Genomic DNA, 13881 nt, shown 5'->3' on the forward strand with positions numbered 1-13881 from the left:
TTTTTCCCTATCCCAACATTCCTGCCTCCCTCACCGCTTCGTGAAATAACCTCCCTTCCTTTTCCAACTGCTCACATAATATGAGGCTTTTATTCAGGTCCGAATCCATAATCGCCGTCTCAAGATCCTTGGCGGCGGCCTGGATGGCGCAGGCGCCCACGCTGGCCGAGGAGCCTGCCAATGTGTGGGCTTTTAGCCCGGCCAAGGTCAAGTTCCGCTCTTCCAGGGCGATGTGCAAGGTTCTAATCTGATTGGGAAGTTCTTTTAAAAATGCATCCAGCACTTCTTTAACCAGCGCACCGTCTTCCAACAGGCGGGAAAAAAGGCCTTCCAAGTCAAAAACATCCGTTCCCGCCTTAACGGGCGCCTCTTCCGCCGGCGTGGGCGCGGGCTTCGAAGGCGGGTTGGAGCTATCCAGCCATTTTTCCACAAGCTGATTCAATGCCGCCGGCTCCACCGGTTTGGAAATATAATCGTCCATGCCGCATGCAATGCACTTTTCCCGGTCTCCGGCCATGGCGTGGGCGGTCATGGCTATGATGGGAATTCCTTGATTTAAAACCCGGGACTCAGCGCTGCGAATTCGTTTAGTAGCCTCATATCCGTCCAATTCGGGCATCTGGCAATCCATCAGCACCAGGTCATAGGGTTGGTTCTCCAGCGCCGAGATCGCTTCCAAGCCGTTGGATACTGCATCCGTCCTGAAACCCAGGTTATCAAGGATGCTTAGGGCGACTTTTCGGTTTACCAGGTTGTCTTCCACCAGCAGCAAGCGATAGCGGCGTTTTTTCGCCTCCGCAATGGCGTGGCGCGTTATAATGGGCTTAGGCTCTTTGGGGCGGGGGATTGTATCGGCGCCCAGAACGGTTTGCAGGCAGTCGAACAGGACGGACTGTTTTATGGGCTTTGTCAGGTAGGCGGAGAAGCCGATTTCCGACAAACGGGCGGCGTCTCCCCTGTTGGCTATGGAGGTCATCATGAGCAGGGAGCTGCTGGCCAGGTCCGGATCGTTTTTGATCAGCCGGCCCAACTCCTCTCCATCCATCAGCGGCATTTGCATGTCGGTGATAATGAGCGAGTAAGGCTCTTTTTCTTCCAGAGCCGCTTTCTTAATTTTAAGCAGGGCGTTTTGGGCGTCCGGGGCTTCTTCATGCCGGCAACCCCAGGTTTCCAGAAGGACGCTCAATAATCTCCGGTTGGTGGCGTTGTCGTCTACTATCAGGATTTTACGGCCCTGGATGCTCGCTGTTGCAAGAGGCTCCCGGCTTTGCCTCTGCCTTTGAAAAGGAAGAGAAAACCAGAATGTGGCGCCTTCTCCGGGACGGCTGCTAACCCCTATTTCCCCGTTCATCAACTGCACGAGCCTTTTGCAGATGGAAAGTCCCAGGCCGGTTCCGCCGTATTCCCGGGTGGTGGACGCATCCATCTGGGTGAAGGGGGCGAAAAGGTCGTTCTGCTTATCCTCGGGAATGCCGATTCCCGTGTCGGTTATCGTAAAACGCAGGTATGCCTTATCCTCTTTGATTTCTTCTCCGACCACCCTGACGACGACTTCGCCCTCCCGCGTGAATTTGATGGCGTTATTGCATATGTTGATGATCAACTGGCGCAGGCGGCCGGGATCGCCTACCAGGAGTGAGGGCACATCCGGGTCCACCATGCAGACGAATTCCAGGTTTTTGGCCTGGGCTTTAATAGCCAGCAGGTCGCTCACGTCTTCCAGAGTAAAACGAAGGTCAAAGCCAATGGACTCCAGTTCCAGTTTGTCTGCTTCGATCTTTGAAAAATCCAGAATGTCATTTATTACAGTCAGCAGGTTGGCTGCGCTGGATTGGATGGTTTCGGCGAACTCACGCTGCCTTTCATCCAGGTCCGTATCCAGCAAAAGCCCAGTCATGCCAATGACTCCGTTCATGGGAGTGCGGATTTCGTGGCTCATGTTGGCCACAAACTGGCTTTTGGCGATATTGGCGGTCTCGGCGTCCTTTTTGGCCTTTCTTAGCGCCTCTTCCGCCTTTTTTCGGTCCGTGATATCCCGCGAGATGACCACAGTCCCGAGAAAATGCCTGTCTTTATCCCAAAACATGGAGGCGCTTGCCCGAATGTACAGAAGCCGGCCGTCCTTGGTGTACCGTTTGATCTCTTCCAGGACGGACTCGCCTTTCCGCATGCGGGCTATCAACTCGTCGGTTTTGGGTCTTTCTTCGCTGGGGACGAAATCCAAAGGCTTGCCCAGCACTTCCTCCGCGGTCCAGCCGAACAGCTGCTCAAAGGCCGGGTTGACATAAAGAACCTTGGCGTCCTTGTCGTACACAGTCACCGCGTCCGGGGTGGCCTCCAACAAAGCCCGGTTGCGTTCTTCGCTTGCGATCAACGCGGCCTCCGCGGCTTTTCGTTCCGAAATGTCTTTGGCTACAGCCACCACGCCCGTAGGGTCTTCACCCTCCCCGCGTATCAGCGAGATGCTCATCCAGCAGGGAAATTCGGTTCCGTCTTTCCGAACGTGCCCCATCTCTCCGTAGTTGCTTCCCTTGGAGGCCACGCGCTTTAGGAATGGCGCCACCTCATTTTCATATTGCGCGGCGGAGTGAAATATCCGCGCATGGGCGCCTTCCACCTCTTTTTGGGTGAGCCCATGCATGGACGCCCATGCGGGATTGGCGAATTTTATTCGTTTGTCCGATCCGGCGACCGCAATGCCGTCAACGGAATGGTCTATGGCGGTTTTCAAGTACTGGAGGGTGTCGTTGGCCTCCTTGAGCTTTTCGCGCTCCTGGTTCAGCCCATTCTGGATTTCTTCCCTGATGGCCTCGTATCGATTGGCCGTAACCAGCGAAAACAGGAAGACTATCAGGAATCTTGTTTTTATCGCGAGAGGATAAGGAAATGCACCGGTAAACTCCGCGGGCGGAATTATTATGGCTGCGGCGAGACAATAAACGCCCAAGGAGAACCACAGGCCCTCCTTTTTTCCTAATATAAAATGAGTAAGCGGGGGTAACAGAAAAATCCAGAAGAGCAAGGAGCCATGCCGGCCGCCGAGATGGATGAAATAGGTAAATAAAACGCTGGTGCAAAAAATCACGACCCGGTATACGATCCGCCCGGAGGGCATGCGCTTCAACAATAACAGCCCAATGGCTATGACGGCAGCCATGGCAAAGTCCAGAGAACCCAGCCCGGCGTTGCCGTTCCATAGGTTAACCAGGCCGACGGTAATGCAAACGAAAACGCCGACATGGGCGGGTATGATAAAGAAGAGACGCCTTCTGTTCTCTTCATAATCTGATTTTGGATTGTTAAAGTACGAAAAGTAATCCATCCCGCCTCAACATAGTTAAAAGCCGTTCCTGGCATATACCTCCGCCAACGGGAAAATTCCCTATCAGGAGGTTTGCCAGTCGATGCTTTCAAGCTCATCCACCAAGATTGTGAACTCAGCGTCAAGTTTTTCAATTAAAGCAACCACGGCGATAAAGTCCTCATTAACGCTCGCCATCTCAGTTTCCCTTGCTGTGTGCATCATGGCCATGGCGCCGACATTGGAGGCGGCCCCTTTAATGGCGTGGGCGCATTTGCTTATCCCGGTAAAATCCTTTTTCTCTGCAAAGCCTTTGATCTCCAGCATTTTGCCGGGGGTGTCTTCAATGTACGCCTGAACTATTTCACGAGCCAGGTCTTCGTCGTTAAGCAAACGATCCAATAGGCCTTTTTTATCAAACACCGGATGCTTTTTGGGCATCTGTGCCTGGGGAGTTTTTTCCGGTTTGATTTTTTCCGCCTCGGTTTTCTCCGGCAGCCATTTGTGAATCATTTCAATGAGGGCTCCGGGCTCGACGGGTTTGGACAAATAGTCGTCCATTCCAGCCTCGATGCATTTTTTACGATCCCCCTCCATGGCGTGCGCTGTCATGGCTATGACGGGCGTTTTCGGGTCGAGCACGCAGGATCGGCGGCTCCGAATGCGCCTGGTGGCTTCATACCCATCCATGTCAGGCATTTGGCAATCCATGAGCACCATGGTGTATTTTTTCTCGCAAAGGGCTTTCACCGCTTCCCTTCCATTGGCCACGGCCTCTGCGCGCAACCCCAGTTTTTTTAGGATGCTCAGGGCCACTTTTTGATTGACCGGGTTATCCTCGGCAACCAGGATGGAGACATCCGGCCTTTGCAGGGACGTCAGCGGCGGCATTTCAAAACGGGGCGGCTTGGAAATTTTATGGGATCCGCCTTCGGCGTTCAAGGCGCTCACCAGGCTATTGTACAAAGCGGATTGTTTGACGGGCTTGGTGAGGCATCCTTCAAAGCCGGCGCTCTTCATCCTGAATTCGTCCCAGCGTTTGCCCATGAAGGTCATGATCAGCCAGTGGGCGTCGGCGAGCTTGATATCTTTTTTCGCCAGCCGCCCCAATGTTTCCCCGTCCATGTCTTTGAGCTTGTTGTCCGCAATAGCAAGGGCAAAGGGATCCTGGGACGCCGCGGCCAGGCGCAGCTTCTCAAGAGCTTCGCCTCCGCCTTGGGCTTCCTCCGGCCTGCAGGACCACGATTTAAGCATGTTGACCAGTTGAAGCCTGGTTGCGGCGTTTTCCGCAACCACCAGCACCCGCTTGTTGTGCACGGCGAGGTAGGGGGAAATTTCCTCCTTGGCCTGGGCCTGTTTTCCAAACTGGGCGGTGAACCAGAATGTGGAACCCTTGCCCTCCTCGCTTTCCAGCCCTATTCGGCCTTTCATCATTTGAGCGAGTTTTTTGGAGATGGCCAGGCCAAGCCCTGTGCCGCCGTAATTCCGCGTGGTGGAGGCCTCGGCCTGGGTGAAGGCGTCAAACAATGATTGTTGGCGGCTGGGGGCGACTCCTATGCCCGTGTCCGTCACCGAAAATTTCAAGGCCAACAAGTCCGGCGCCTGCTTGAGCAACTCCACCCGGATGGTGATGCTTCCCTGGGCTGTAAACTTGACGGCGTTATTGGCCAGATTCAATACGATCTGACGAAGCCGGACCGGATCCCCCTTAAGGCGGAAAGGGACGTCCGGGTCAATGATGCAGACGAACTCCAGGCCTTTTTCCTGGGCCCTTAAAGCCACAATGTCGCTGGCTTCCTCCAGGGTGTTGCGCAGGTCGAAATCAATGGCTTCCAGGTCCAGCTTGCCTGCTTCGATTTTTGAAAAGTCCAGGATGTCGTTGATGATCTCCAGGAGGGAATGGGCGCTGTTGCGAACCGTTTCGGCGTACTCCTTCTGCTCCCGGGTGAGCTCCGTCTCCAAAAGCAGGCTGATCATACCCACGACGCCGTTCATGGGGGTGCGGATTTCGTGGCTCATGTTGGCCAGAAACTCGCTTTTCGCCATGTTGGCCAGATCCGCTTGCACGGCAAGGCGGTTGGAGTCCTCAATAATCATTTCCAACTGCCTGTTTGCGTCTTCGGTCTCCTCTTTAGCGCGTCTGAGCGCTTGCTCCACTTCCTTTTGGCGGGTAATGTCCAGCAGAATGCACTGGAATCCCATTATGTGGCCGTCAGAGCGGGAAATGGGATGGATGTTGCTGGAGAAGCAGCGTTTTTGACCGCCCGGCAAAGTCACCCAGTCTTCGTAAATGCCCCCAACGCCTTTTTCCAGGATCGCATGAAACCGCTTGGTGAACCGGGCCGCGTCTTCGGAAGGCATGAAGTCCCTGATTCCCATGCCCTCGACTTTGTCCTTTTCCATTCCGAATAAGGACGCTGCCACTTCATTGGCCAGGATGACATTGTCGTTTGCGTCAAAAAACAGGATGGCTGAGCCGGCGTTTTCTATCAGCGCCCTGTAGCGCTCTTCGCTTTCCCGGATTTTTTCCGCAAATTCCTTGTTGTCGCGGGTGAGCCGGGCTTTCTCCAAGGCGTTGATGATGGCGTGATATAGAATATCCAGATCGTTGATGGGCTTGATCAAATAGTCCCAGGCGCCGTTTCTGAGGGCGTTAACGGCTTCGCTCACTCCCCCGGCGCCCGAAATGACGATGACCGGGGTGAGCGGGGACTCTTTTTTGATTTCTTTTAAAACCTGCAACCCGTCCATCCTGGGCATACGCAGGTCCAGGAGCACCAGGTCCGGCGATTCCGTACGGAATTTTTCAAGCCCCATAATGCCGTCATCGGCAAGAACCACCTCAAAATCGTAGTCTTGCAAATAGGCTGAAACGCTGTTTTGAATGGCTTTTTCATCGTCAACAGCAAGTATTTTAATGGGCTGGTCTGTCATTATTTATCCTGGTATTCTATAGAGCATCGCCACATTTACTGAACTCCTCATAGAAATACAAGAGTATTATAGGGCCTCAATATGCAAATTGTCTCCTTTGGGCCAAAGATCCGCCCTGGACGCCAAGGAATTGAGGTTCACAGGTTTGGCCAGACAGGCGTTGGCGCCCGCCTCCAAGGCGGATTGGCAATCCGGGCCGTCCTGCTTTTTGCTTAGAACAACCAAGGGAATTCCTTTGCCCGCCTCCTCATCCCGGATGGATTTGATCGGGGCGTAGCTGTCGGAGGATAGCAAGGCTTCCTCCGCTATAATCAGGCTGACGTTTTCATTTTCCTGCAAGCGCTCCAGGATTTCGTGGGCGTTTCTGGCGACAATGACCTTGGCCCCCACGTCGCCCAGTATTTTGCGCAAGGTGAAAACATGGCGCATGTCTCTGTCCGCAAGCAAAATGTGCCTGCCGTTAAAAAAGCGCTCGTTTTCAGGATGCAGTTGCAGAGGCTCCTGCTTGACGGGCGGGGACGGCTCCGGCTCCCCGGGAGCTCCCACTCCCTCCCACGGCCGGACGATGGGCGGATCCGCGGGCGCTGCATAGACTTCCGGGATGACCAGGGTGAAGGTGCTGCCCGCACCCGGTTCGCTTTCGGCGCGCACGGCGCCGCCTATGAGACGGGCGATTTCCCGCGAGATGGTCAGCCCAAGGCCGGTTCCGCCGAACTCCCTGCTGGTGGTTCCGTCGGCCTGGGTAAAGGCTTCGAAGATTTCCTCCATTTTTTCCTGGGGAATTCCTATTCCTGAATCCATCACGGAAAAGGCCGCGCATTTGCTCGGGGAATAACCGGGAAGGGCGTCTTCCTTCCTGGGGCGGCTTACCCGCAAAACCACGGAGCCTTGTTTGGTGAACTTTAATGCATTGGAGATAAAATTGCGCAGCACCTGCTCCAGTCTTTGGCTGTCGGATTGGACTCTCAGGGGAATGTCCGCGTCCATCCTGACGGAAAAATCCAGGCCTTTGTTCTTGGCCAGGGGCAGAAATTCCCTCTCAATGGCCTGGACAAAGGTTTTGGTCTCAAAAAAGGAGGAGTTCACCGCCATTTTGCCGGCTTCTATTTTGGAAAGATCAAGAACCTCGTTGATAAGCAGGAGCAGGGCTTTGCCCGAGGATTGGATGGCCTGGGCGCATTCCAGGTCGCTGTCGGTGAGGTTCTTTTCCCGGTTTTCGCATAAAATCCCGGATAATAGGATAATGCTGTTCAAGGGCGTTCGAAGCTCGTGGGATACATTGGCGAGAAACTGGGATTTGTACATGCTCCCCACTTCCAAATCCCTGGCCCTGGCTTCCAGAAGTTCATGGGCGTTCTGCAGCTCCACGTTCTTTTTTTCAAGCTGCTGATAGGCGTCCTGGAGCTTTTGCTCCGAGGCCTTTCTTTCGGTCACGTCCCGGCCGCTAAAAACCACGCCGCCCACGCCCGGAACGTCCATTTGGGAGTTTAGCACCCCCTCCAGCCAGTACCATCCGCCGTCCCTGTGGCGGAAACGAACGCCTTCCAGCTTAATGGGCTGCCCGGGATTTGTTAATGCTTTTTCCAGGGCTTTTTCCACCATGGAAACGTCCTTGGGGTGCATGTTGCGGCTGGTGTACTGGCCGATAACCATTCCAGGCTTGTACCCGTAGGTGGAAAAAACGGAAGGGCTGGCGTAGGTGTAGGTGTTGTCCGGTCCTATGATCAAGGTGATGTCAGAGGAGTTTTCCGTCAAAGCCCGAAAGCGTTCTTCGCTGGCCGTAAGCGCCCGGGCCGCATTGATGTCCTTGAGGGCTTCCACGCCGTGGGTGGCTATGAGGGCGGTCAGCTCCAGGTCCGTATCCGAAAAGGGATCGTCGGGGGCTTTTGAGAGGATGCTCAGCCCCAGAATGCTTTTGTCCGGGGTATAGATGGGGGTCAGCAGCAGAGAGGCGCCTTCACACCCCTCGAGGGCGGCGTCCAGATATCCGATTCCTTGTTCATAGGCATTGATGATAACCGCTTCTCCGGCGTCCCAGAGCTTGTCCAGCAAGGCGTCCTGGGCGTCAGGCAGGGGGATGGACCATCCGCGGCGCTTGGCGTCGGTGGAACATTTTAATACCAGTTCGTCATCCCCGCGCAGGAAAAAACGCCCCTGTCCAGCCGCGGCGTTCTCCATCAAGGCGCTTAAAAGCATGGTGCACAGCTCGTCTTCTGTGCTGCAGGCAGTGAAAAACAGGGTGCAGTCGGTAATGTGCTTCAGCCTTCTGCTGTACTCCATGAGCTTTTCGGAGCGCTCCTGCACCAGGGCTTCAAGATTTTCCTGATAATCCTTATTCTCCTTGCGTAATTGCGCCCGTTCCAGGTTTTTTCTCACCGTGTGCAGGAGGATGCTAAGGCTTTCTATGGGCTTGAATATGTAGTCCCAGGCGCCCATTTTCAAGGCATTGACGGCGTCTCGCGCCACCCCGGCGCCGGAAACCACGATGAGAGGCACGTCCGGCGACTCCTTGCTTAGAATGGAAAGCACTTCCAAACCGTCCATTTCCGGCATGCGCAGGTCGACCAGAACCAGGTCGGGTTTTTCCCGGCGAAAGAGCTCCGCGCCCAACCGGCCGTTTGCAGCTTCCACGACTTCATAGCCGTTATCCTCCAGGAACGAGGCAAAGCTCCAGCGGATAGCGTCTTCATCGTCTATGGTCAAAATTTTGGGAGGTCCGCCTTCCATCAATTCCTCGCGAATCGGTTTAACGCCATTGCTGGTCGTTGGTTGTCGTCCATAGTCCGTTTGGGCCTGCGTTTTCAAAAGCATGAGTCCGAAAAAACAGGATGCAAATTCCGGGCCATGCGCCTCCCGGGACGGCCTGCGAACGACGCCCAGTTACTTTCTCTTGATTCCCAGTTTTTTGATGCGTGAAAACAAGGTGTTGTGATTGATTTCCAGCAGTTCCGCGGCGCCTCCCGGGCCGCGCACCTTGCCGCCGGTCTTTTTTAAGGCCCATAAAATATGACGGCGTTCGTTTTCCTCCAGGGACAGGGCTTCCCGGTCCAGAGCGAAGGAAGCGCCGCTTTGGAAGAGATCCGGGATTTCCAAACGGGCGCCGGAGCTCAGGATTGCGCTTCTTTCGATGACGTTTTCCAACTCCCGCACATTGCCGGGCCAGTCATAGGCCACCAGCTTGTCCAGATCCTCCGGCGTGACGGCGCCCCGGGGCTTTCCCAGGTTCTTGGCGTGCCGATCCAGAAAATAGTCCACAAGGAGAGGTATGTCTTCCTTGCGCTCCCTCAGGGGAGGAATCTTAAGGCTTAAAACATTGAGGCGATAGTACAGGTCTTCCCGGAATTTTCCGGTTTTCACGTCCTCCCGCAAATCCCGGTTGGTGGCCGCCAGCAGCCTGAAGTCCGAGCGCAGGGTGCTTCTTCCGCCCACCCGTTCAAATTCTTTGTTCTGAAGGACCCGCAGCAGCCGGACCTGGACTTCATGGGAAATGTCGCCGATTTCGTCCAAAAACAGGGTGCCTCCGTCCGCCAGTTCGAACCTGCCCAGGCGCCTTTTGTCCGCACCGGTGAAAGCGCCTTTTTCGTGCCCGAACAACTCGCTGGCTATGAGCCCTTCCGGAAACATGCTGCAGTTGACGCGGATGAATGGTTTGCCGGCTCTGGAGCTTCTTTCGTGGATGGCTGTTGAGATCAACTCCTTGCCCACGCCGGTTTCCCCCAAAATCAGGACGGTGGAGTCCGTGGCCGCAATTTTTTTTACGTCATTCAAAACCTTGCGCACGGCCGCGCACTCGCCCACAAATTCCACGGGAGGCTGAAACTCGCTCTGCTGTTCCTCCAGATACCGCTTTTCCTCCTCCAGTTTGCGGATAAGAGCTCTGTTTTGTTCGTGAATCCGTGCGTTATCCAGCGCGATGGCGGCCTGGGAGGAGAAAAAATCCAGAATGCGGATGTCCGATTCCTTCAGGGCGCTGGGAAAAATCCGGTTGTCCACGTACAACACCCCCAGGACCGTCTCCCGGAATTTCATGGGAACGCAAATGCACGAGTGGACCACTTTATTCTCCAGGGGGTGGGACTGGCGGGGCGCCTCGGTGAGGCGAAACCGGGCGCGGCCTGTGAAGGCGGCTTCCCGCACCATTTTCATGCTGGATTGAAATTCGGGCCGGGATATGTCCTGCTCCATGATGTTCCGGGCGGCCCTAAGGACCACGGCGGGCTTGCCGGTCTCCTTGTTGACCAGAAAGACCGCGCCCCGCTCGGCGCCTGTAATGCGATTGACAGTGGCAAGAATATGACGCACCAGGTCCCGGTCGTTCCGGATGGTGGCCAGCTCCTGCCCCAGCTTCATGATTTCCTCCAGCAGGTTTTTATCCGTGCGCAGGTCTTTTAAGAGGAATCGCAGGTTGTCGGGAACCTGATCGTGGAGAAAGGAGTCCAATAGCTCGGCGCTTTTCCGGATGGCGCCTTTGGCTTTTTTTTCCTGGCCCATGGACAGGTACAGGCGGGCCATTTCCATGCGGGTCCGGGCGAGCTGAATCTCGTGGCCGGACTCCTCCAGCCATTTTTCCGAGAGCTTCATGGACCGGAGGACCTTGCCGGCTTCCACGCCCCGCTTTTCCTCCAAAAGGGCCTGATACCGGTACGCTCCCCCTTTAATAAGGATGTTCCGGCTCTTCTGCCATTCCTTGAGATCCTCCATGGCCAGGGCCGCCTGGACCGCCGGGAGCTGGCCCTGCTCCATGGCCCAGAACATTTCGGCGTTTTGATAAATATGGGTTTCTATTTTAATGCCCCTCTCCCGGGTGACCCGCACGGCCTCGCTCAAATACGAAACCGCTTCCTTTTGATTGTGGTTGCGAAAATGGGCCAGGGCCAGGTTCAGGCTGATGAGGATGGAGTTATAGGTGTTGTTGGTCTGGAGAGCATGGTCCAGGGCCAGGTCCAGGTAGTAGATGGCCTCTTCGTACTGCCCCAGCTCTATGAGCAGGCTGCCGATATGGTAGCCCACGTAGCTGCCCACGTATAAGTCGCCCACGCTGCGGCATTTTTCATAAATGGCGTCCATGAGGCCCATGCCCCGCTTGATCTGGCCGTTGAATGCATAGCAGACCCCCACCACCTGGGCGGACAGCATGGGAAAGCGGCCCCTGGGATACTTGTCGATGTCCGAGACCACCTCCTCGTAGTTGCGGATCACCTCCCGCAGCCTGCCCTGGGCGTACAGAAAAAAGGTGCTTAAAAAAACCGCGGATCTTTTCAGGGTGGGGTCGTCGATCTTCTCCGCCAGGGCCCAGCCGCGATTAAAGTGGCGCATGGCCTGGTTGAAGTGGGAGCAAAACCACTCGTTTTTCGCCAAGTGCATTTCCAGAAGCGCCGTATGGGCGTCGTCCTTCCGGTCGCGGGCCTTTTGCACCGCGGTTTTGAGCGGGGGCACCGTGGCTTCCACGTCCGGCGCCAGCTCCACGATCTTGGAGACGGCGATAACCGCATTGGTGAAGAGCTCGTACGCCTGGGAGGAGGTGGACATTTCCAGGTCGTCGATGATTTTCTGGTAGCATTGAAGCGCCTTTTGGTGGCGGTGGGTCTTCCGGTAAATGTCTCCGGCCTTCATGAGGACCTTGCACTCCTGCTCGCCGTTTTTCAAATGAATCAGGTGGCTGGAAGCCGCCAGAACAGCCTCGTCCTGGCTTTGCATCTCCCGGAAGTAAATCCCCGCGATGGAGCGGTGCCAGAGCTCCTTTTCCGCCTGGGGAACGGACTGGGCGATCTTTTTTCTTTGGGCCTCGTTTCTGAAGGAATAGACGCCGGGGCCTTCCTTCTGGAGGATTTTTTTTTCAAAGAGTCCGTCCAGCTCCTGGAGGATTTCGCTGGCTTTCAGGCCGGACATTTCCAGGATCCAGTCTACGGAGAAGTTATCCTCGAACATGGCCATGAGGCTCAGCAGACCATGGTCGTCGAGCGTTGAGAGAGAGGACGGCGTATTCAGGTCAGGCATGGGCGTCTGCTCCGAAGGAAAACAATTTTTAGGCGGTTTGGAAGACCGGAGAAATCATAGCCTGAGCGGGGCGCGGAAGTCAAGCATTATGCACGATATATAAAACCAGTTTGATATATAACGCGCCAGACCAAGCGTCTTATTTCGTGCTGCACATTTAAACTATTTGAAATAATTGAATAAGCAAAAAAAATTGCGCTTTGGAATACATTATGCACTATCCTCCCATGGGCCCGGAGAGCGCCGGGGATCATCCCAAAGCCTCCTGCGGCCCGGAGGGTGAAAATCCAGACGGATCTCGCAGAACGGATTTGCCAGTGATATTATTGTTAGGGAATATCGTTGGATTTCGTCTTATTTCGCAAACGCGTTCACTTCGGTCTTAGGAGTGTTTTCGCTTTCCAATAGGGTGAGGCCTGATTTTCCGCCGTTTTAGGCAAATAATCGACAACTTCAGGGAGCAAGAAATGTTCGCATTTACCAAGGCGCAACAGGCGATACGCAAAGCCGCAAAGGACTTTGCCAAGGGGGAATTGGACAAGGAAACCATTATCCAATGGGAAAAGGACGGAGCCTTTCCGACGGAGGTTTGGGAAAAGGCGGCGGACCTGGGTTTTTTGGGCATGCATCTGCCTGAAAAATACTCGGGAGGGGGCTTGGGCATGCTGGACAGCGTGGTCACCCTGGAAGAGATCTGCCGCAAGGACTCCACCGTGGGCGTTGCCCTGGGATATGCGACCCACGGGGCGGAATGTCTGGCCAAGTGGGGAAGCGACGCCCTTAAGGAGGCTTTCCTGCCCAAGGTCTTGGAAGGGGAAATGCTTTGCGCAGGCGCGTTCGGAGAAAGCCAGCGGGGCGGCGACCTTACCGCGGAAGCCGTTACGGCGGTTAAGGAAGGCGACGAATGGGTGATCAACGGCCAGAAAACCTATGTGCCCAACGGCGGCCTGGCGGGATTTTACATTGTCCTGTGCAAGACCGGAGACGCCGCCAGCCTGATTCTGGTGGAAGCCGACCGCACCGGGCTTTCCGTGGAAGGCCTGGGCCGTAAGCTGGGGGGGAACATGACTCCCACGGCGAACATCGCCTTTGACAAAGTGCGGGTCCCTGCTGGAAACCTGGTGGGCGAGGAAGGCAAGGGGCTCGCCTACGCCAAGGAATTCACTTCGGAGAACAAGATTCTTCTGGCGGCGCAGGCTTTGGGGACCGCCTTCGGCGCTTACGACCGCATGATGGAGTACGTCAAGGGCCGCGAGCAGTTCGGCCGCAAACTGGCCCAGTTCCAGGTCAGCCAGCACAAGATCGCGGACATGGCCGTGAAAATCGAATTATCCGCCTTGATTACCTACAAAGCCGCCTGGGTGCGGGATGAAGGCAAGATGGATCCCACCTTGTGCTCCATGGCAAAGATGACGGCGTGCCGCACGGCCATGGAAGTTAGCGGCCAGTCCATCCAGCTTTTCGGCGGATACGGGTTCATGACCGAGTACGAGGTGGAGCGCTCCTATCGGGACGCCAAAACCCTGGAAGTCATGGCCGGCGCAGCCGCCGTGCAAAAGGACATCATCGCCCAAAGCGCCATCGGCAGGATTCGGTAGCCGCTTCTAACCAAAATAACCGCAGCCCCCGGGGGCTGGACAGGCATAATA

General features: G+C 55.5%; 5 protein-coding genes. 1 reads left to right on the forward strand and 4 read right to left on the reverse strand.

Translation table 11 applies throughout. The annotated features are described in order from the left end of the window. Positions 1 to 7: 7 nt before the first annotated feature. The 4 genes from G491_RS31180 to G491_RS34095 form a co-directional block, all read right to left on the reverse strand. Positions 8 to 3322 (reverse strand): PAS domain S-box protein, encoded by a 3315-nt coding sequence (locus G491_RS31180; protein ID WP_051327321.1) that lies wholly within the window; start codon positions 3320 to 3322, stop codon positions 8 to 10. Positions 3323 to 3385: 63 nt separating this feature from the next. Continuing rightward, positions 3386 to 6235 (reverse strand): response regulator, encoded by a 2850-nt coding sequence (locus G491_RS31185; protein WP_051327322.1) that lies wholly within the window; start codon positions 6233 to 6235, stop codon positions 3386 to 3388. 66 nt (positions 6236 to 6301) lie between these two features. Further along, the gene (locus G491_RS34090; RefSeq protein ID WP_084511553.1) at positions 6302 to 9046 is read right to left on the reverse strand and encodes a response regulator; all 2745 of its coding nucleotides are present in this window, start codon (positions 9044 to 9046) and stop codon (positions 6302 to 6304) included. Positions 9047 to 9115: 69 nt separating this feature from the next. Next, entirely contained in the window at positions 9116 to 12232 is a 3117-nt protein-coding gene (locus G491_RS34095) for a sigma 54-interacting transcriptional regulator (RefSeq protein WP_051327324.1), read from the reverse strand. 467 nt (positions 12233 to 12699) lie between these two features. Here G491_RS34095 and G491_RS0116595 point away from each other — a divergent pair, with 467 nt between their 5' ends. Further along, positions 12700 to 13830, forward strand: a complete 1131-nt coding sequence (locus G491_RS0116595) for an acyl-CoA dehydrogenase family protein (RefSeq protein WP_028315387.1) — start codon at positions 12700 to 12702, stop codon at positions 13828 to 13830. Positions 13831 to 13881 lie beyond the last annotated feature (51 nt).

The sequence above is a fragment of the Desulfatibacillum aliphaticivorans DSM 15576 genome (genome assembly GCF_000429905.1).
GTDB classification, from domain to species: domain Bacteria; phylum Desulfobacterota; class Desulfobacteria; order Desulfobacterales; family Desulfatibacillaceae; genus Desulfatibacillum; species Desulfatibacillum aliphaticivorans.